The organism is Komagataeibacter rhaeticus (assembly GCF_003207855.1).
In the GTDB taxonomy this organism is placed as follows: Bacteria; Pseudomonadota; Alphaproteobacteria; order Acetobacterales; family Acetobacteraceae; genus Komagataeibacter; species Komagataeibacter rhaeticus.
Genome location: NZ_NKTZ01000004.1, coordinates 124,305 through 144,945, shown reverse-complemented (window position 1 = coordinate 144,945; position 20,641 = coordinate 124,305). Strand labels below are relative to the sequence as shown.

Annotated in this window: 16 protein-coding genes and 1 tRNA gene; 2 read left to right on the top strand and 15 right to left on the bottom strand. The window is 67.1% G+C overall.

All coding sequences use genetic code 11. The features are described from left to right. Positions 1-28: 28 nt before the first annotated feature. From CFR78_RS06340 to argC, 3 genes are all read right to left on the bottom strand, one after another. A complete protein-coding gene (locus CFR78_RS06340) occupies positions 29-1,210 on the bottom strand; it encodes a phosphoserine transaminase (protein WP_034929050.1) in 1,182 nt (393 codons plus the stop codon). A gap of 58 nt (positions 1,211-1,268) precedes the next feature. Further along, positions 1,269-1,352 (bottom strand) — tRNA-Leu (locus tag CFR78_RS06335). A gap of 77 nt (positions 1,353-1,429) precedes the next feature. Continuing rightward, positions 1,430-2,365 carry an N-acetyl-gamma-glutamyl-phosphate reductase gene (gene argC / locus CFR78_RS06330; protein WP_034929047.1) on the bottom strand — a complete coding sequence of 312 codons (936 nt, stop codon included), beginning with the start codon at positions 2,363-2,365 and terminating at the stop codon, positions 1,430-1,432. 98 nt (positions 2,366-2,463) lie between these two features. Between argC and mazG the strand changes: the two genes are divergently transcribed. Further along, a complete protein-coding gene (gene mazG, locus CFR78_RS06325; RefSeq protein ID WP_007399056.1) occupies positions 2,464-3,252 on the top strand; it encodes a nucleoside triphosphate pyrophosphohydrolase in 789 nt (262 codons plus the stop codon). Positions 3,253-3,360: 108 nt separating this feature from the next. Here mazG and CFR78_RS06320 read toward each other — a convergent pair whose 3' ends face one another. The 8 genes from CFR78_RS06320 to dusB all read right to left on the bottom strand — a co-directional run bounded on the left by CFR78_RS06320 (position 3,361) and on the right by dusB (position 13,350). Beyond that, positions 3,361-4,197 (bottom strand): inositol monophosphatase family protein, encoded by an 837-nt coding sequence (locus CFR78_RS06320; protein ID WP_034929043.1) that lies wholly within the window; start codon positions 4,195-4,197, stop codon positions 3,361-3,363. 109 nt (positions 4,198-4,306) lie between these two features. Beyond that, positions 4,307-5,617, bottom strand: coding sequence for a GTPase HflX (hflX, locus tag CFR78_RS06315; RefSeq protein ID WP_034929040.1), 1,311 nt, complete (start codon positions 5,615-5,617; stop codon positions 4,307-4,309). Next, positions 5,614-5,898, bottom strand: a complete 285-nt coding sequence (gene hfq / locus CFR78_RS06310) for an RNA chaperone Hfq (protein ID WP_007399052.1) — start codon at positions 5,896-5,898, stop codon at positions 5,614-5,616. The genes hflX and hfq overlap by 4 nt, the downstream gene beginning before the upstream one ends. 124 nt (positions 5,899-6,022) lie before the next feature. After that, positions 6,023-7,414 carry a nitrogen assimilation response regulator NtrX gene (ntrX, locus tag CFR78_RS06305; RefSeq protein ID WP_007399051.1) on the bottom strand — a complete coding sequence of 464 codons (1,392 nt, stop codon included), beginning with the start codon at positions 7,412-7,414 and terminating at the stop codon, positions 6,023-6,025. Then, the gene (locus CFR78_RS06300; RefSeq protein WP_371440423.1) at positions 7,404-9,617 is read right to left on the bottom strand and encodes a sensor histidine kinase NtrY-like; all 2,214 of its coding nucleotides are present in this window, start codon (positions 9,615-9,617) and stop codon (positions 7,404-7,406) included. The genes ntrX and CFR78_RS06300 overlap by 11 nt, the downstream gene beginning before the upstream one ends. Positions 9,618-9,667: 50 nt before the next feature. Continuing rightward, positions 9,668-11,119: a nitrogen regulation protein NR(I) gene (gene ntrC / locus CFR78_RS06295; protein WP_007399049.1), complete on the bottom strand. Its 1,452-nt coding sequence runs from the start codon at positions 11,117-11,119 to the stop codon at positions 9,668-9,670. Positions 11,120-11,152: 33 nt separating this feature from the next. Continuing rightward, positions 11,153-12,292, bottom strand: a complete 1,140-nt coding sequence (locus CFR78_RS06290; protein ID WP_034929034.1) for a two-component system sensor histidine kinase NtrB — start codon at positions 12,290-12,292, stop codon at positions 11,153-11,155. Further along, complete coding sequence (dusB, locus tag CFR78_RS06285; RefSeq protein ID WP_007399047.1) at positions 12,289-13,350, bottom strand: tRNA dihydrouridine synthase DusB; 1,062 nt, start codon at positions 13,348-13,350, stop codon at positions 12,289-12,291. The genes CFR78_RS06290 and dusB overlap by 4 nt, the downstream gene beginning before the upstream one ends. A gap of 231 nt (positions 13,351-13,581) precedes the next feature. On the opposite strand from dusB, the gene ispF reads away from it, so the two are divergent. Continuing rightward, the gene (gene ispF / locus CFR78_RS06280) at positions 13,582-14,751 is read left to right on the top strand and encodes a 2-C-methyl-D-erythritol 2,4-cyclodiphosphate synthase (protein ID WP_034929320.1); all 1,170 of its coding nucleotides are present in this window, start codon (positions 13,582-13,584) and stop codon (positions 14,749-14,751) included. Between the two features lie 155 nt (positions 14,752-14,906). On the opposite strand, the gene CFR78_RS06275 is transcribed toward ispF, so the two are convergent. The 4 genes from CFR78_RS06275 to CFR78_RS06260 are packed head-to-tail and all read right to left on the bottom strand — an operon-like array spanning position 14,907 to position 20,553. Further along, positions 14,907-15,671 carry an ATP12 family chaperone protein gene (locus CFR78_RS06275; RefSeq protein ID WP_034929032.1) on the bottom strand — a complete coding sequence of 255 codons (765 nt, stop codon included), beginning with the start codon at positions 15,669-15,671 and terminating at the stop codon, positions 14,907-14,909. Next, positions 15,668-18,154: an AsmA family protein gene (locus CFR78_RS06270; RefSeq protein WP_034929029.1), complete on the bottom strand. Its 2,487-nt coding sequence runs from the start codon at positions 18,152-18,154 to the stop codon at positions 15,668-15,670. The genes CFR78_RS06275 and CFR78_RS06270 overlap by 4 nt, the downstream gene beginning before the upstream one ends. A 33-nt stretch (positions 18,155-18,187) precedes the next feature. Beyond that, on the bottom strand, positions 18,188-19,165 hold the full coding sequence (locus CFR78_RS06265) for an RluA family pseudouridine synthase (protein WP_034929026.1): 978 nt from the start codon (positions 19,163-19,165) through the stop codon (positions 18,188-18,190). Next, entirely contained in the window at positions 19,162-20,553 is a 1,392-nt protein-coding gene (locus tag CFR78_RS06260; RefSeq protein ID WP_034929023.1) for a replication-associated recombination protein A, read from the bottom strand. The genes CFR78_RS06265 and CFR78_RS06260 overlap by 4 nt, the downstream gene beginning before the upstream one ends. Between the last annotated feature and the right edge of the window lie 88 nt (positions 20,554-20,641).

The following is a 20,641-nucleotide window of genomic DNA, read 5'->3' as shown; positions in this document are numbered from 1 at the left end:
ATGATGGATCGGGCATGGGGCAAAGGGGTCAGACGTGCTGGCCGCGCACCTGTGCGTAGGCCCAGTCCAGCCACGGCAGGACGGCCCGCAGGTCGGATGACTCGACCGTGGCCCCACCCCACAGCCGCAGGCCGGGGGGCGCGTCACGGTAGCTGCCCACATCCAGCGCCACGCCTTCCGCACCCAGAAGCGAGACGATCTGCCTGGCGGCCTTTGCCTGCGCCGCGTGATCAAGCGCAGTGAACCACGGTGCGACGATACGCAGGCAGATGGCGGTGCTGGAACGGTGGTCAGGGTTGGTGGCCAGGAAGCGCGCCCAGTCGGACTTCGCCTCCCACGCCGCCACCACGGCCAGATTGGCTTCGCTGCGCGCGATCAGCCCCATCAGGCCGCCGGCTTCCTCCGCCCATTTCAGGCCATCCAGCGCATCTTCCACACACAGCATGGAGGGGGTGTTGATGGTATCACCACGGAAAATGCCCTCGATCAGTCCCTTGCTGTTGGTCAGCCGGAAAATCTTGGGCAGCGCGCGGGGTGCTGGCGTGGAGACCAGGCGCTCCACCGCACGTGGCGACAGGGCCAGCATACCGTGCGCTGCCTCACCGCCCAGCACCTTCTGCCATGACCATGTGACCACATCCAGCCTGTCCCACGGCAGGTCCATGGCGAAGGCTGCGGATGTGGCATCACAGATCACCAGCCCGTCACGCTGCGCGGGAATGGCGGCATCATACGGCAGGCGCGCGCCCGATGTCGTGCCGTTCCATGTCAGCACCACATCGCGCGCCCAGTCCACCTGCGCCAGGTCGGGGATCTCGCCATATTCAGCCCTGAGCACGCGGGCATCGGGCAGTTCAAGCTGGGCAATGATGTCGTTGGCCCATGTGGCGGAAAAGCTCTCGAATGCCAGCACATCCACCGGACGGGTGCCCAGGATGGACCACAGCACCATTTCCACCGCACCCGTATCGGATGCGGGCACGATGCCCAGCACCCAGTCCTCGGGCATGCCAAGGATGGCCTTTGAACGGGTAATGACCTCGTTCAGGCGGGCACGCCCCTCGGTCGAACGGTGCGAACGGCCCACCAGCGCATCCGACAGGGCATTGAGCGACCATCCCGGCCGCTTTGCGCAGGGACCGGAAGAAAAGCACGGATTGGCAGGCCGTGCGGACGGCTTTTCCATAAGGGCATCAGGCAAGGGAGACATCGTCCTGTTCGCGACACGGGCAGCGGGGCAGCAACACCGGGATGCCGGTGCGCCAGACTGGTACGAGAGGGGGGATTCGAACCCCCATGCCTTGCGGCGGTCGATTTTGAGTCGACTACGTCTACCGTTCCGTCACTCTCGCATACGCGCACCCCACCCCCAGACAGGGGACGGGAGACCACGGCAATCAGTCCAGGGACGTCTTGCGGACCCGCTATATCACACGGGCGGCGGCGGTTCCAGCCCAAGCATAAGCGCCAGATTCTGCAAGGCCGCACCCGATGCGCCCTTGCCCAGATTGTCCAGCCGCGCGGTCAGTACCACCTGCCGCAGGTCATCACTGCCATGCACGCGCAGTTCCATCCGGTCGGTCCCGGCCAGCGCATCCGCCACCAGCTTGGCGCAGGGTTCGGCCACCGCAATGCGGTCCGAACCCGCGTAATGGGCGGCAAGGGCGGCATGAAGGTCGGCCATGCGCACCCGCCCCGGCAACCGGTCCAGATGCAGCGGCACCGATACGATCATCCCCTGCGGGAAATGCCCGACCGACGGCACGAATATGGGCGCCTGCGCCAGCCCGGCATACAGCGTCATTTCCGGCATGTGCTTGTGGCCAAGCCCCAGCCCGTACAGTTCGAACGCCGGGCCGCCGTCACACTCATGGGCCTCGATCATGCTGCGGCCGCCGCCGCTATAGCCGCTGACCGCATTGATGCATACGGGATAGTCGACAGGGACCAGGCCGGCATTGACCAGCGGGCGCAGCAGCCCGATCAGCCCGGTGGGGTAGCAGCCGGGGTTCGACACCCGTGCCGCGGCCCGGATGGCGGCCGGCTGGGCCGCATCCATTTCCGGAAAGCCGTAAACCCATGCCGGATCGGTGCGGAACGCGGTGCTGGCGTCCAGAATGCGGGGGGCATCGGTTCCCATGGTGTCGGCCATGGCCACCGCCTCACGCGCCGCCGCATCGGGCAGGCACAGGATGACCACGTCCACCGCCGCCATCATTGCCTGCCGGGCCCGCGGGTCCTTGCGCAGGGCGGGATCGATGGAGCGCAGCGTGACCGGCAGGTGGCGCAGGCGCTCACGAATGCCCAGTCCCGTCGTACCCGCCTCGCCATCGATAAAGACCGTCGCCTGTCCGTCGCTGCCCATGTTCCGCCTGTCCCGATAAAAACTTCCCGCCTTGGGGTGCGCGATCTATACAAAAGCTGTGCCCGACCGCAACATGAACATGGCAGGAAACCCGCCCCATGCAAGATGCCGCCCCCGCCGTGCAACGCCTGCTGGACATCATGGCCCGCCTGCGCGACCCGCAGACCGGCTGCCCATGGGACCGGGCGCAGGATTTCGCCTCCATCGCGCCCTACTCCATTGAAGAAGCCTATGAGGTGGCCGACACCATCGCGCGCGAAGACTGGGACGGCCTGCCCGACGAACTGGGCGACCTGCTGCTGCAGGTGGTCTACCACGCCCAGATGGCCGACGAGAAAGGGATGTTCGACTTCGCCACCGTGGCCACCCTGATCGGTGACAAGATGGTCCGCCGCCACCCGCATGTCTTTGGCGATACAGAGGCCACGCCGGGCCAGTGGGAGCATGGCAAGGCACAGGAGCGACTGGCCCGCAACCGGGGCGGCACGCTGGATGACGTGCCCGTTGGCCTGCCCGCCCTGCTGCGCGCGCGCAAGCTTTCCGCCCGCGCCGCCCGCACCGGCTTTGACTGGGATACGGTGGCCGAAGTCGCGGCCAAGGTGGACGAGGAACTTGATGAACTGAAGGTCGAGCTGGAAAGCGGCGACCGCGAGAAGATATTCGACGAACTGGGCGACGTGCTGTTCACGCTGGCAACACTGGCCCGCAAGCTGGACATGGACCCCGAGGCCTGCCTGCGCCAGGCCAACGCCAAGTTCACCCGCCGCTTTACCGCTGTCGAGCACGACCTGGCCGACCGTGGGCTGGCGCTTGTGGATGTGGACGTAAAGACGATGGAAGAAGGCTGGCAGGCGGTCAAACGCCGCGAACGCGCGGCACAGGACTGAACCGGGCCATTGATTTATTGAACGGAAGTTTCTGGGTGCAGCCTTTTTTAAAGGCGGCGTTCTTTGAAGCTTTTTGAAAAAAGCTTCACCAAAAACTTCCTTCTGTTTTCAGCCCGGTGTCAGCAGCAGGTCGCGCAGCGCCTGCCAGCTTTCGCGGTCCGGCGCATAGAGCAGGCCGCCGCTGCGGTCGGTCACGCGGTAGGGGCTGCCATCAAAATGCGCGCTGTAGCCGCCAGCCTCCGCATGGATCAGCCAGCCTGCCAGATGGTCCCATGGCAGGGTACGGTTGAACAGCAGGAAATGGCAGCGCCCGTCCACCAGCATCAGGTATTCATGCGCCGCACAGCGGAAATCCCATGAACCCGCCACCCTGGGCAGGTTATGCGTCACCACGTCGCGCAGATCGGGCGGCAGGTAGCGCCAGGACGCATTGCCCGCCATCTCGCGCGCGGGCACGGGGGGCGCCACATGCAGCGGCCGCGTGATGCCGCCGCCCTCTTCCAGCCACGCCCCCTGCCCGTGGGCGGCAAACGCCGCGACATCACAGACAGGATCAAGGATCGCACCGCCAGCCGCCTGCCCGTCCACAACGACCGAAACCATGACACCGAACAGCGGCACGCCCGCCGCGTAATTGGCCGTGCCATCAATCGGGTCGATCACGAAGGCCAGTCCCGCCGTGGCAAGCCCGTCCAGAATCGCGGGGTCGGCCGCCACCGCTTCCTCCCCCACCACCAGTGCCGCGGGCCATGCCGCCTGCAGGGCTGTGGTCAGGTCCCGTTCCGTGGCTTCATCCGCCACGGTCACGATGTCCAGCGGGCCGCTCTTGGCGCGGATGTCGGTACGGTCAAGGCAGCGGAAGGAGGGCATGACATGACGGCGGGCCGCCCCCCGCATCATCCGTACCACCGCGCGCATGTCCGCCAGTGTGATCCGTTCCGTCATTGCAGCCTCCGCGCCTTGCGTGTCAGTCCTTCATCCGGTGTACAATCCTGCGCCAGCGGGCACCGGTTTTCCATCCCCGGGCCGCCCTGCCATGCGCCATGGCAGGCCCCTACAGTGTCTGACAGGTCACGACGCGGCCGAACTGCATCTCGAAACGCGCCCGGTTGGCGGGGGAAAGGCGCACGGTCATGTCCGCCCCCTGTTCCCCATCCGTGCGCGCGGTGACTTCCCCATGCTCGTACAGCCATGCCATCGCCGCCCCTTCCGTCAGGGGCACGCGGTACAGCGCGACTTCCATCGCACGCGTCATGCGCTCGTCAATCGCGGCCAGCAGGTCGGGTAGCCCGTCGCCGGTAATGGCGGAAATGACCACATTGCCCGGCCGCGCGCCCACGGCCTCACGCCCGCCCACCAGATCCGCCTTGTTCAGCACCTCGATGACACGGCCCTGCCAGTCTTCCTCGATCGTGCCGTTACGCGCCATGCCCTCCAGCACCTCGATCACGTCCTGGCGCTGGGAGGCGCTGTCGGGATGCGAGACATCGCGCACATGCAGGATGATGTCGGCCTCCGCCACCTCTTCCAGCGTGGCGCGGAAGGCGGCGATCAGTTCGGTGGGCAGGTCGCTGATGAAGCCCACGGTGTCGGACAGGATCACCCGCCGCCCCGATGGCAGCTGGATACCGCGCATGGTGGGGTCCAGCGTGGCGAACAGCTGGTCCTGCGCATACACGCTGGCGCCGGTCAGGGCGTTGAACAGGGTGGACTTGCCCGCATTGGTGTAGCCCACAAGCGCCACGATGGGGAACGGCACGCGGCGGCGGGCCTGCCGGTGCAGGCCACGGGTGCGGCGCACCTGTTCCAGCTCGCGCTTGAGGCGGACGATCCGGTCCCCGATCATGCGGCGGTCGGCCTCGATCTGGGTCTCGCCGGGGCCACCAAGGAAGCCGAAGCCACCGCGCTGGCGCTCAAGGTGGGTCCATGTGCGCACCAGACGGCTGCGCTGGTATTCCAGATGGGCCAGCTCGACCTGCAGCGTGCCCTCACGCGTTGCCGCGCGCTCGCCAAAGATGTCAAGGATCAGCGCGGTCCGGTCAATGACCTTGCAGCCCAGCGCGCGCTCCAGGTTACGCTGCTGCACCGGGGTCAGGCGGGAGTCGATGATGACAACGGTGATGTTGTCGGCCTTCACCGTTTCCTTGAGCGACTCGACCTGCCCGCCCCCCAGCAGGGTGGCTGGCCTGCGCGCGCGCAGCAGCAGCACCGCCTGGCACACCACCACCAGCCCGATGGAGGCGGCAAGACCCACGGCTTCCTCCAGCCGGGCTTCGGCGGCACGGGCGTCATCATGCCGGTCGGGTCGCTCCCACGGCAGGATGACCGCGGCCCGCGTGGCAGAAGAAGGCTGCCCCGCCGTCACGACAGGCTGCCATCCGTGGCCGTGCGGTCTTCTGTCGCCTCGGTCTCGGCGGCGGGTTCGAACAGGCTGACCGGGGTGGCCGGCATGACGGTACTGATCGCGTGCTTGTAGACCAGCTGCGTATGCCCGTCGCGCCGCAGCAGGACGGAGAAATTGTCAAACCAGGTGATGATGCCCTGGAGCTTGACCCCGTTGACGAGGAAAATGGTAACCGGCGTCTTGGACCGGCGGACGTGGTTGAGGAACACGTCCTGTACATTCTGCGAAGGTTCTTTTGCCACGGCAGGGCCTTACTTGTTACTTGTTGGGCGGGGTACACGGCACAGTCGCGTGTCATGCTACGGCGTTGCCACCGTCCGTATCACAGTTCGTTGTCTAGCAGGCATGCGCCTGACGGGCAAAAGCTCATCCCGCGTTGCGGTCCTCGGATGTAACCCCCAGCTGCTTGAGCTTGCGGTGCAGCGCACTGCGCTCCATGCCCACAAACCCCGCCGTGCGGCTGATGTTCCCCCCGAAGCGCAACAGCTGCGCCTGCAGGTACTGGGTCTCGAACAGGTCACGGGCCTCACGCAGCGGCAGGCTCATCACATCCTCGTCAGAATCGAATTTGAGCAGGGCGGGCGCCCCCTCCCCCACGGTGGAGGGCAGCATGTCGGCCCGGATGGGGTCGGTGCTGTTGCCCGGCATCATGATCAGCAGGCGCTCCATAAGGTTGCGCAGTTCGCGCACGTTGCCCGGCCATTCATAGCTCTGCAACGCGGCAATGGCGTCACCCGACAGTTCACGCAGCGGCAGGCCCGCCGTCTCGGCCGCGCGGTCCAGGAACATGCGCGCCAGCTCGGGTATGTCCTCGCGCCGTTCGCGCAGGCTGGGAATGCGCAGCGGCACCACGGCCAGGCGGTAGTACAGGTCTTCCCGGAAGCGACCCAGCGCGATTTCCGACTGCAGGTCGCGGTTGGTGGTGGCCAGCACGCGCACATCCACCTTCACCCGGCGCGCGCCACCCAGCCGCTCGAACGTCTGGTCCTGCAACGCGCGCACGATCTTGCCCTGCGTTTCCAGCGGCATGTCGGACACTTCATCCAGCACCAGCGTGCCGCCATGGGCGCGTTCCAGCACGCCGGTGCGCCGGCCCGTGCCGTCATCGCCGCCTTCCGTGCCGAACAGTTCCTCCTCGAAGCGGCCCGGCGCAAGGGTGGCGCAGTTCAGCGCTATGAACGGTCCCTCCGCCCGGCGGGAACTGGCATGGATCATCCTTGCCGCCACTTCCTTTCCTGTGCCCGCCGCCCCCGATATCAGCACGCGTGAGCCGGTGGGCGCCACGCGGTCGATCTGGTTGCGCACGGCCACGATGGCGGCACTCTTTCCCTCCAGCACCGTGCCGGAACCCGCCAGCAGGCGCAGTTCCGCGTTCTCGCGCGCAAGGCGCGAGGCCTCCAGCGCCCGGCGCACCACCACCAGCAGCCGGTCGGCCTGGAAGGGTTTTTCAATGAAGTCGTACGCGCCATGCTGAAGGGCGGCAACGGCGGTCTCGATGGTGCCGTGCCCCGATATCATGATGACCGGGATGGACGGCTCTTCCTTGTGCAGCACGTTAAGGATGCCCAGCCCGTCCAGCCGCGACCCCTGCAGCCAGACATCCAGCACCACAAGCGAGGGCCTGCGCTCCCTGAACGCGGCGATGGCGGAATCCGAATCCGCGGCCAGCCGCGTCTCGTACCCTTCATCGGCGAGAATACCTTCGATAAGGAGCCGTATGTCCGGCTCGTCATCGACGATCAGGATTTCATGCCCCATGGTCATCCTTTATCGGCAAGATCAACGTCGATACAGCTCCCCTGGCTCCGGCACGATCCTCCAGCCCGATGGTGCCGCCATGATCTTCAAGAATCTTCTTGACGATCGCAAGGCCAAGGCCGGTGCCCTTGGGCTTGTGCGTCACATAGGGTTCGGTCAGCCGGGCACGATCCTCAACTGGCAGCCCGATTCCGTCATCCTCGACAATCAGGAGCACGTTCGGATCGGCCTGCCGCAATGTAATACGGATCGTACCGATCACGCCATCCCCGCCCGCGGGCTGCTGCGGGCGGCGCATGGCTATGGCGTCGGCCGCATTCTGCAACAGGTTTGTCAGCGCCTGGCCGATCAGCCGGCGGTCGCAGCGCACCTGCGGCCCCCGGTCGGGCAGCGTGACCTCGTACACAATTTCAGGATGGGCGTTGCGCTGGAGGATCAGCGCCTCCCGCACGATGCGCGACAGGTCCTCCATCCGCATCACCGGCTGGGGCATGCGCGCGAAGGCGGAGAATTCATCCACCATCCGCCCGATATCCCCCACATGGCGGATGATGGTGTCCACGCACTGCACGAAGGTATCGGGGTCGGACGTGATCTCGCGCAGGAAGCGGCGCTTGAGCCGCTCGGCACCAAGCTGGATGGGGGTCAGCGGGTTCTTGATCTCATGGGCGATGCGGCGCGCCACGTCGGCCCAGGCCGCCTTGCGCTGCGCAACCTGCAGGGCTGTTATGTCATCAAAGGTAACCACATACCCCCCCGCCACGTCGCCATTCAGGCTGGCCTGTATTTCGGCGCCGATTCGGACCAGCAGGGTACACGCACGCCCACCGGCCAGCACCTGTACCTCCCCAGTCAGTTCACGCGCGCCGTCATGCACCACGCGGTCAAGCATCCCGGCCAGTTCCGGCACGACCGCCCCCAGTGGCTGGCCGATGCATTCGGCCATGTCACGATGCAGCAGCACGCTGGCGGCGCGGTTGGGCAGTTCGATCACGCCCTGCGCGTCCAGCCCGATCACACCGGCCGACACACCGGACAGCACGGCTTCGGTAAACCTGCGGCGTTCATTGATCTGGTTGGTGGCGTTGACCAGTTCCGCGCGCTGGCTGGCCAGCTGGGAGGTCATGCGGTTGAAGGCGCGCGACAGGCTCGAGACCTCGTCATCCCTGTCGCCTTCGGGTACGTTGCTGTCCAGGTTGCCCTTGCTCACCCGCTCGGACGCCAGGATAAGCAGCCCCAGCGGGCGCACGATCTGGTTGGCCAGCATGAGCCCGATCAGGATGGCCGCCCCCAGCACCAGCACCGCCACCAGCGCAAAGATCAGCACGAAGGTGAACTGGATCTTGGCGCGGTTGCCGTTCAGGCGCTGGTAGTCGGCCACCACCTGTTCGGTGCGGTGCATGTGTTCCAGGATGTCGGGGTCCACGGGGCGGGCGATCATGAGCATGAGCGGCGGCGTATCGCCCAGCGTCACCACCGCGCGAACCGTCTTTTCATCGGGGGAATCCAGGATCGCGATCTCGTTCGTGCGCGCCATCAGCGTGGCGGCAGGCGGCGGCAGGTCCTTGAGGTTGGCCGTCCGGCCCATCAACCCGCCCGACGCCACGACCGAATTGGTGAAGGGATCATACACCACCGCCACGTCCAGCCCGCGCAGCGTCGCCTGCGAATCCAGCACCTGCGAAAGCGCGTCGGGATCATGCAGCAGGTCGTTGCCCGATCCCGCCAGCGCATTCTGGGCGCTGACCAGATAGTTGGCGAGCGAGAAGGCTTCCGTGCGGATATTGGCGTTATGTTCCTGCAGGTAGCCGCGCGAGGTCTCCAGCGCCTCGTTCATCGCCGTGTTCACCCGGTCACTGAACCAGATCTGGATGCCATAGTGGAAGAACACGGCGGCGAACGTCCCCACCACGATGGTCGGCGCCACGGCCACGATGCCGAACAGCGTGACCAGCCGCACATGCAGCCGCGCCCCCGCCAGCCCGCTGCGGCGCTCGGCCAGCACGCGGCCCACCTTTTCGGTCAGTGACGTGGCCAGCAGCAGCAGCACGAGGAAATTGAGGATGAAGACCAGCGCCTGGATCTGCGGGTGGTTGGCCAGCGATTTGCCGCCCGACAGGACCACAAAGGTCGCAACCCCCAGCACCAGCGCCAGCAGCACCAGAACCAGCGCCACGTTGCGGCGCACCAGCATGTCCAGCATGCGCCGCGCCAGCCGGTAGGCCGTGCCGGACCGTGGCGGGACGGACGTGGTCATGCGCCGCCGCGCACGACGGGAATGTCCAGATCCCGGATCTTCTTGCGCAGGGTATTGCGGTTCAGCCCCAGCATGGCCGCCGCCCGGATCTGGTTGCCCCGTGTTGCGGCAAGCGTCATGGAAATCAGCGGGCGTTCGACCTCGGCAATCACCTTGTCATAGATATCGCTCATCGGCATGCCCTCCTGCCCCGATGCCAGGAAGCGGCGCAGGTGCCGCTCCACCGCCTCGGCCAGGGTCTCGCCCTGCCCGCCCATCATGCCGTCGCCCTGTGGGGCCGGGCTTCCGGCCTCCGCCAGTTCGGCGGCGATGATATCCGCCCCGATGCCTTCCTGCGGGTGCAGGGCGGTAATGCGACGCATGAGGTTTTCCAGCTCACGCACGTTGCCCGGCCAGCGATAGGACTGGAGCCGGGCCATCGCCTCGTCATCCAGCACGCGCACGGGACCGGCCGCCTCGGCGTTCGCATTCAGGAAATGCCGCGCCAGCAGGGGAATGTCCTCCACCCGCTCCCGCAGGGGGGGCAGGCGCATGGGCACGACGTTCAGGCGGTAGTACAGGTCCTCGCGGAACGTACCGGCCCGGATCGCCTGGCGCAGGTCCCTGTGGGTCGCGGCAATGATGCGGACATTGGCGCGGATGGGCAGCGTGCCGCCCACGGTCGTGAACTCCCCGTCCTGCAGTACGCGCAGCAGGCGGGTCTGGGCCTCGGGCGGCATGTCCCCGATCTCGTCAAGGAACAGCGTGCCGCCCGCCGCCTGCTCGAAACGCCCCGCCACGCGCGATGTGGCCCCCGTAAAGGCACCGCGCTCATGGCCGAACAGTTCGCTCTCGATCAGGTTGCGCGGGATGGCGGCCATGTTGATGGCCACGAACGGCCCGGCACGCCTGCGCCCGTGTTCATGCAGGGCGCGCGCCACCAGTTCCTTGCCGGTGCCGCTTTCACCACTGATCATGACCGTCAGGTCCGATGTCGTAAGGCGCGCGATGATGCGGTAGATGTCCTGCATCACCACCGAGCGGCCGATCAGCGACATCTGCTCCTCGGGCTGGGGGGCGGGGGCGGGCTGCACCGGCACGGCGGGGGTGGCCAGTGCGCGCGCCACCACCGCCAGCACTTCCTTGAGGTCGAACGGCTTGGGCAGGTATTCGAACGCGCCGCGCTGCGTGGCCTTGACCGCCGTCATGAGCGTGGACTGGGCGCTCATGACCACAACCCGCAGGTCAGGGCGGACGCGGCGGATGCGCGGGATCAGGTCCAGCCCGTTCTCATCGGGCATGACCACATCGGTGATGACAAGGTCGCCCTCCCCTTCCTCCACCCACTGCCACAGCGTGGAGGCCTGGGCCGTGGCACGGACCTGATAGCCCGCGCGCCCCAGCGCCTGGCTGAGCACGGTGCGGATCGAACGGTCATCATCGGCGACCAGAATGGTAGGCAGCGACATTCGCTATGGGTCTCTCGGGTCCGGTCGGGGGCCTTACGGCGCGCCCCGTTCTTCAGTAACAACAGGCAGGTGCAGCAGGACCTCGGTCCGGCCGGGCCGGCTTTCCACCTCGATCACGCCGCCATGGTCTCCCACGATCTTGCCCGCCAGCGCCAGCCCCAGCCCGCTGCCGGTGGCCTTGGTGGTCAGGAACGGCTCGAACAGGTGGGGGCGGATGTTCTCGGGGATGCCCGGCCCGTTGTCCCGCACCGAAACCAGCAGCGGCAATTGCACGCGCTGGCCCCCGCCGGTGGAAACCCATATGCCGGGGCGGTAGCTTGTGGTGAGCGTGATCTGGGCGGGTTCGCCCCCTTCGGGGTGGGTGTCCAGCGCTTCGGCGGCGTTCTTGACCAGGTTGAGCAGGACCTGCACCAGCTGGTCGCGGTTGCCCCATACCGGCGGAAGCGAAGGGTCGTATATTTCCTCAAAGCGGATATCGGCGGCAAACCCCTGCTGGGCCAGCCTGCGGACATGCTCCAGCACGCGGTGGATGTTCACCGGCCTGCGCTCGATCGGGCGGTCGCTGAACATGTCCATCCGGTCCACCAGGTCGCGGATGCGGTTGACCTCGTCCTGGATCAGCACCGCAAGCTCGCGGTCGGATTCCCCCACCGATGTTTCCAGAAGCTGCGCCGCCCCCCGTATGCCCGAAAGCGGGTTCTTGACCTCATGCGCCAGGATGGCCGCCATGCCTGCCACGCTGCGGGCCGCGGAACGGAAGGTCAGCTGGCGGTCCAGCACGCGCACGGCCGAGAAATCATGGAACGTCAGCACGACCGAACCGGGTTCCTCCATCACCGGCGCGCCCTGCACCGTCACCCCCTCGTGGCGCAGGCGCGGGCTTTCCAGCATCACCTCATGCTCGACTACGGTATGGTCCTGCGCGCGCACCTGTTCCATGAGCATGAAGAGCGGGCTGTCACCGGGCAGGATATCGGTCAGGCGCATCTGCACCAGATGCGCGCGCGACATGCCAAAAAACGGTTCCGCCGCACTGTTCACATAACCGATGGCGTTATCCGCCCGCACGACCATGACCGGCAGCGGCAGCGAATCGAGCACGACACGGCCATTGCCCGTTATGCTGGCGGGCGTACAGGGCGGGTGGCCGGAAGGGGACGGGCCTGCGTTCATGCCGCCCGTGCGGCGGTCCTTTCCGCCTCCACGGTGGAGGGGCGTGGCCCGCGCACATTGCCCGCCGCGATCTGGCGGTCATAGAATTCATGGATCATGCCGATGGCGGCCTCCACCGTATCGACCCGGTTCACGGCGGCGCGGAAACCGGCCGAATCCGGCAGGCCGGCGGAGTACCACGAGACATGCTTGCGCGCGAGCCGCAGGCCGGGATGGGCGCCAAAATGGTCGATCATCATGCCGTAATGCTCCAGCACGATGGCCTTTTCCGCCGCAAGGCCGGGTTCCGCCACGGCCACGCCATCCATCAGCGCGCGCGCCACCTGCGCCAGGAACCACGGGCGGCCATAGCAGCCGCGCCCGATCATGACCCCCCGCGCGCCCGAGCGCTCAAGTGCCACGCGGGCGTCCTCCACCGTCAGGATATCGCCATTGACGATGACGGGCAGGTCCACCGCATCCACCACCTTGCGCACGAAATACCAGTCCGCCGTGCCGTTATAGAACTGCTGGCGGGTGCGGCCATGCACCGTCACCATGCGGATGCCCGATTCCTGTGCAATACGGGCCAGACGGGGGGCATTGAGGTGCTCGTGGTCCCAGCCCATGCGCATCTTCAGCGTGACCGGCACGTCAACGGCACGGACCACGCCTTCCAGCAGGCGGGCGGCCTGTACCTCGTCACGCATCAGCGCGGAACCGGCAAGCTGGCCCACCGCCACCTTCTTGACCGGGCAGCCGAAATTGATGTCGATGATGTCCGCCCCGCGATCGACCGCGATGCGGGCGGCCTGGCCCATCGCATCGGGGTCACAGCCCGCAAGCTGGACGGAATTGGGGCCGTCATCCGCCACTTCGGCCATGCGCAGCGTGGTCTGGTTCTCACGCACCATGGCCCATGACGCAATCATTTCCGAAACCACCAGCCCCGCGCCCAGCCTGCGCGCCAGCCTGCGGAACGGCAGGTCCGTCACCCCGGCCATGGGCGCAAGGATGACAGGCGCGCGCAGCACGACCCCGTTCCCCAGGTCGATAGGCGACAGCAGTTGAGACGACATGGACCCCGCTTCCCCGCCGGCGGCCCGACCGCGCGCGCGGCGCGCGGGGTCATGCCGGCTCCTGATACTTCTATGCCAATAATGCTTATGATTTAGGCAGAATACCCCCTCATGCCGCCGCGTGCAATCAGGTTCGGTGCATTGGGGCAACATTTTACCACACAGGTGTATGCCATCCGCCACACGCAGAATGCTTGACGCGGCGGCCACATGGCCGCATTGCTCCGCATCATGCGTGTTGCAGCCATTCTTCTCGCCGCGGGCCAGGGCAGCCGGTACAGCGCCCAGACCGCGACTCCCGTCGCCAAGCAGTATGTCACGCTGGGCGGACGGCCCGTCATCCGCCACGCGGCGGATGCCCTTGCCCCCCATGTGGGCATCATCCAGCCGGTGGGCGACCCTGACCTGCTGGCCCCTGCGCTGGACGGCTTCACGCCGCCGGGCTGCACGGTCCTGCCGGTCGTGCCCGGGGGCGAGACGCGCCAGGCCAGCGTGCGCGCGGGGCTGGACGCCCTTGACCGCCTGCCCGAAGGCAGCCGCCCCGAACTGGTGCTGATCCACGATGGCGCGCGCCCCTATGTGCCCGGCAGCGTGACGCAGGGTGTGATCGAAGCGCTGGGCCAGCACCCGGGCGTCATTCCCGCCGTGCCGGTGGCCGACACCATCAAGCGGGCGAAGGACGGCATCATTACCGATACCGTGCCCCGCACCGACCTGTTCCGCGCCCAGACGCCACAGGGCTTCCGCTTTGCCCTGCTGCGCGACCTGCACCGCGCGGCCGCGGCCGCCGATGCCACCGATGACGCCGCCCTGCTGGAGCAGGCGGGCCACCACGTTGCCATCGTTCCCGGTTCGGAAGACAACATCAAACTGACCTACAAGGAGGATCTGGTGCGCCTGGAACGCCTGATCGGCCCGACCCTGCTGCCGCGCACCGGCACGGGCTACGACGTGCATGCCTTTGCCGAGAACCGGCCCCTGATCATGTGCGGCATCAACGTGCCCCACACGCGCGGCCTGGCCGGCCATTCGGATGCGGATGTAGGCATCCATGCGCTGTGCGACGCCATTTATGGCGCGCTGGCCGAAGGCGACATCGGCCGCCACTTCCCGCCCAGCCAGAATGAATGGAAGGATGCCGACAGCGCGCGCTTCCTGATCCATGCGGGCGAGCGCATCCGCCAGCGCGGCGGCATGCTGGTCAATGCCGATGTGACGCTGATCTGCGAGCGCCCCAAGATCGGCCCGCATTCCGAAGCAATGCGCGCGCGCCTGGCCGAACTGCTCAGGGTTGATGTGGACCGCATCTCGGTCAAGGCCACCACGTCCGAGCGCCTTGGCTTTACCGGGCGCGAGGAAGGCATTGCCTGCCTGGCCAGCGCCACGGTTCTGGTGCCCTGATCGGTGCATCGCTACAAAAAACGGCCCGGTGTGATACCGGGCCGTTTTTTGTTGTGCAGACTGAAAGAAGTTTCCGGGCGCTGCCTTTTTTCAAAAAGACAGCGTTCTCTGAAGCTTTTTGAAAAAAGCTTCACCAAAAACTTCTGTTCAGTTTATCAGTCTGCCGCGTGGCACAATTGCAGGAAGCGGGCGGCATCCGCCACCTCCGCTGCCAGCACCTCAAGCGCTGCCACCTGTCTGGCGTCACGGCCCCATATGTCCATCTGGGTGCGTTCATCCACCGTGGCAATTTCCGCGGCCTTTGCCGCCGACAGCGCGCCCGTTACCACCGCAAGCCCCAGCACGATGCTTTTCATGGCGGGCACCATCACACCCAGCGCCGCAAGCGTCGCGTTGTCCTGTGCGTCCACAATGGCGCGCCAGGCCGCATGCACGCCCGCTGGCTGCGCAAGCGGCATGACACCCGTGGTCACCGCCATGTCAATGCCATGGCGCGCACGCAGCCATGCAAGCTGCGGGTCCCACTGCTCATGCTGGCGGGTGCGGAGCTGGGCGGGATAATCGGCGCGGTAGCACAGCAGTTCCCCATCCACATATTGCAAAAGTGCCGTCACCTGCGCTGCCGGGTCAGGGGCCACACGCTCGATCATGGTGCCAGCAATGCGGGTCATGGGCAGGTCGTCAGGAGTGAAATTCCCGCCTTTTTCCCCACCAGCCCGTGCCCATTCCGCCGCAATGGCATCGGCCAGCGCTGCGGAGTGCACCACCAGCGCCGTGCCGCCGGGCAGGCGGATGCCCCGGCCATCCAGTTCCACGCCAAAACCGCCCCCTGCCACGGGGGTAACACGGGCCTGCGTCCAGAAGCGTTTGCGCAGGCCAGGAATCTGGGCCGCAGGGGGCCGCACGCCGTCCTTCATCATTTCAGGATTCCCAGACCCTTGAGCAGGTTGCCCACCTTCTTCACGTCAGGTGAAGCCTTGGCCTTTTCCACCAGTTTGTTGACATCCGCGTTCTTGGCGCTGTCCGCAGCCGGAGCCGCAGCGGCAGGCTGGGGACCGGCCTGCCCCTCACGCGCGGCCTTGAGGGCTGCCGGGCACGGATCGGCCACGGCAGTGCTGCCCGAGCCACCCAGCAGCAGCCCGATGGCATACCGCCCGTCCGACCCCGCATCCATCTTGGGGCGGGGTGCCGCCAGCGTGCCACCCACGCGCAGCGGCACGCTGGCCCCCGTGCCACTGATCATGACCTGCGGCACAAGGTGCAGGTCCAGCGCCTGCGAGACCATGCCCACGCTGCCATGCCCGGTCACGGTCAGCGCGCTGGTCTGCATGCCGATGGTATCCACATTGGCCTGCCCCCCCGCCATGGACATGTGAATGCCAAAGCAGCGCAGCGGAATGGGGCCGGAACCCAGCGTGCCACGCGCCGCATCGCCCAGCATTTCACCCAGCGCGCTGCCACTGATCGTGCCGTTGACCATGGACACGCCCATATGCCCGGTCATGCCGTTACGCAGTTCCGTGCGCGTCGTGCCCTGCGTATGGACCGTGCCGACAACCTGCAGCGCGCCCTGCACCAGACCGGACAGGCCGGCCCTGCTTTCCACCCACGCGGCAGGCAGCACCAGCGTGCCGATCGTGCCCGAAACGGTGGGCACGCTGGCCGATGCATCCACCACGAACTGGCCCGACACGCTGCGCCCGGTGCCCTGCGCCTGTAGCGGGTCAACCACAAGCCTGCCCCCTCGCAGGCTGATATGGGTCAGGGCGTTGTGATACTCATCGCCCTCGAATTCCATCTGGTCAGCGCTCAGGCGCAGATCCGCATCCAGCTTGCGCAGCCGGTCGAAGGGCAGCGTGTCGTCATTGCCGCCGGCCTGCGGGGCGGTCACGCCTTTCGCATCGGCCCTGGCGGTGGTGGTGGCGCCCATCAGGGCATCAGCATTCAGCCAGCCTGCATCCAGCGCGCCACTGACCAGCGGCACGCCACCGCTCCCCCCATGCATGGACAGGTCCAGCGCGCCCTTGAGCGAGACCTGCGTGCTCTTGACCATGATGTCCGAAAGCTGGAAATGCGCGCCATTATCCTCGCTGACCAGATGGGTGGAAGCCGCAAGGTGGTCGATCACCCCGCCACCGGGCAGCGTCAGCGTCCCGGCGGAGGCATCCACGTTCACCACCGCATGGCCGCCCCCCAGCGTGCCCGCCACCCGCAGCGAACCCGCATCGCCCGACAGGTCAAGCGAGAGCGGCAGCGGGTCGGCCAGACGGGAAGTCACGGCGGCATCCACCTGCTGGAGCGACCCCAGCGTGCCGGACAGTTTCAGCCCCTGCCCCTGCCACTGGCCCTGGCTGCGGATACTCACCGCATCCTTCGGTCCCGGCGCATCGATCGAGAGTCCCTGCAAGGTCAGCCCCGACAGGTACGGCCCCGCATCCACCGCCCCGGTATCAAGATGCAGCATGTTCAGAAGCGGCGTGCTGCCCGCGCTGCCCGCCGCACTGCCATCCACCACATTCGCCCTGAACGACAGGCGGCGCACATCGGGCAGGCTACGCCCTGGCAGCAGCGACTCGACAGCTTTCAGGCTGGCCACATTGCCATCCAGCGTGACGTTGTAGCCCTTCATGTGGTCCGGGTCGGCAATGGTGCCATCCACCGCAAGCTGCCCCGCCGGCTGCCCACCGGACTGGAAGGCCGCCTTCAGCGCCACCGGCCAGCCAGAACGCGCGGTAGAGGCAAGGTTGATCGCCCCCGTATGGCCCGAAAGCGTAAAGCTGCCGCCGCCGCCATGCCCCGCCACATCAAGCTGCGGCTGCACCCCGTCCACACCGGACAGGTTGATATGGTCCAGCACCACCTTGCCCCTGCTGCCGGACAAGCGATCATCCCAGTCCAGGTCGGCATTGCTCACGCGCACGCTGCCCACCTGCACCTTCCACTCGGATGCCGCCTGCGTGGCCGCTGCATCCGGCCTTGCGGTCGCCTGCGCGCCGGTGGGGGAAAGGCGCCAGTTGGCCTCCCCCGCTTCCGTGCGCTCAAGGTGCAGGACCGGGTGGGTCAGGCGCACATCTTCCAGCCGCAGTTCATGATGCAGCAGCCCCATGATGCCAATGCTGGCCTGTAGCTGTTCTGCCGTCAGCATGTCCGAATAGGCGCCACCCGCCATGTCCGACAGCCCCACGTCGCGCACGGACAGCGACGGAGCGGGCAGGATATGGATATCCAGCGCGCCCAGCCGCACCTGGCGGCCGGTCTGTTTCTCGATCGCGGCAATGACCCTGGTGCGCAGGCTGTCCGGGTCGAGCATGGAGCGGACCGCAAGCCCGCCCGCACCCGCCACGACCACCAGTGCGGCGACGGAACCCAGGAGTATCCGCCGTGCATTTCCGTTCTGTGCCATTTCAGTTCCTGTCCTGTAGCATGGGGCCGGGTCCTAGGCGCGGCGGGGCGGCCTGGCTGCGGGTGTATCGAATCCGATCTGCCGGAAGGTCTCGCGCATGTGGGGCGGCAGGTCGGCCTCCACCACCAGCGTGCCGCCTGCGGGGTGCGGCAGTTCCAGCCTGCGCGCATGCAGGTGCAGCCTGTCGGCAAAGCCCGCGACATGGGCCACGTCGCCCCCGTATTTCGGGTCGCCCAGTATGGGGTTGCCCAGTGCCTCGCAATGCACGCGCAGCTGGTGGGTGCGCCCGGTCAGGGGCGAGAGGGCAAGCCATGACATCTTGCGCGCCGCCGCATCCAGCACCTCGTATTCCGACAGGGCATGCACCGCATCCGCGTCGCCCCGCTCGGCCACCACGCTGATTGCACCGGCACCGGCGCCCAGTCTGGTCAGCGGCTGGTCAATGATGCCCGTGGCCGGGCTGGGGCGGCCCACCACCACGGCCCAGTACACCTTGTGCACGTCGCGCCCACGGAAAGCCGCCGCAAGCTTTGCCGCAACGCCGGGCGTGCGGGCAACCAGCAGCAGGCCCGACGTATCGCGGTCGATCCGGTGGACAAGGCGCGGGCGCGGGTCATCGGGGCTGTCACGCAGGCCATCGAGCAGCGCGTCGATATGGTGCGTAATACCCGGCCCGCCCTGCACCGCAATGCCTGCGGGCTTGTTGAGCACGATCACATGGTCATCGCGGTAGATGACCATCTGATTGATCTCGCGCACCTGCCGCGCGTCCAGCGGCTTGACCGCCAGCGGCGGCGGGCGGCTGGCATTGGGAATGGGCGGCACGCGCACCGCCTGCCCCGGCTCCAGCCGGGTGGCGGCGGTGGCGCGCCTGCCATCCACGCGCACCTGTCCCGTGCGGCACAGCTTCTGCAGCGCGCCCTGGGTCAGGTGGGGGTAATGCCTGCGGAACCAGCGGTCGAGGCGGATATCGGCTTCGTCATCGCTGACGGTAAGGGTCACAACACTCATGACCCACGGCTTTCGCGCACTCTGTTCCAACTGTCCAGCCGTCGCGCCACTTCGCGTTCATATCCCCGGTCGGTCGGCTGGTAGAGTTTGGGGCGGCGCATGCCGTCGGGGAAGTAGTTCTGGCCCGATATGCCGCCCTCCGCATCATGGTCGTATTCATAGCCCTTGCCGTAGCCGATATCCTTCATGAGCGTGGTGGGCGCGTTGAGGATATGGGCGGGCGGCATCAGGCTGCCGGTGGCACGCGCCGCCCTGCGGGCCATGTTGTAGCCCTTGTACACCGCGTTGGACTTCGGCGCCGCGGCCAGGTGCACCACAAGCTGGGCCAGCGCCAGTTCGCCCTCGGGCGAGCCCAGGCGCTCGAACGTCTCCCACGCCGCGACCGCAAGCGGCAGGGCGTGCGGGTCGGCCATGCCCACGTCCTCGGCGGCGAAGCGGGTCAGCCTGCGGGCGATGTAGCGCGGGTCCTCGCCACCTTCCAGCATGCGGGCAAACCAGTACAGCGCCGCATCGGGGTCGGAACCGCGCATGGATTTATGCAGCGCCGAGATCAGGTTGTAATGTTCCTCGCGGTCCTTGTCATACAGGGCCGCGCGGCGGGCGAGCAGGGTAGACAGGGCGGCGGGGTCCAGCGGTGCCTTCTGCGGTGGCAGGGCAAGAAGCTGCTCGACCATGTTGAGCAGGTAGCGCCCGTCGCCATCGGCCATGGCGCGCAGGGTGGCGCGGGCTTCGGGTGTCAGTGGCAGGGCGGTGCCAGTGGTTTCTTCCGCACGTTCCAGCAGTTTTTCCATGGCTGCATCATCCAGCCGGTGCAGCACCAGTACCTGGCAGCGTGAAAGCAGCGCGCTGTTAAGCGCGAAGGACGGGTTTTCGGTCGTGGCGCCGACCAGCACCACGGTGCCATCCTCCACCACCGGCAGGAAGCCGTCCTGCTGGGCGCGGTTGAAGCGGTGGATTTCATCCACGAACAGTAACGTGCCGCCCCCCTGCGCGCTGGTGCGCCGTGCATCCTCGAACGCGCGCTTGAGATCGGCCACACCGGAGAACACGGCGGAAAGCTGGACAAAACGCAGTCCCGCCGCATCGGCCAGCAGGCGCGCAATCGTGGTCTTGCCGACACCGGGTCCGCCCCACAGGATCAGGCTGGCCAGCGAGCCACGCGCCAGCATCTGCCGCAGGCTGCCCTGCGGCCCGAGCAGATGGTCCTGCCCCACCACGTCATCCAGCGTGGCCGGGCGCAGGCGGTCGGCCAGCGGCTGGGTGCGCGCGGGGGCCGCACGCGGGGCAGCGGGATAGGGCACCGGCCCCCGGCCCGCATGCGGCTGGGGGGGCGGCGCGCCAAACAGGTCCGCCGGGCCATCATCCATGCTGTCGCGCCTGCCTGCCATGTGCTCCTGCCTGTGCCATATCGTACTGTTAGTTGGGATGCATCACATCCCAATACCAGCCCTGCGGGTACAATACACGCCGTAACGC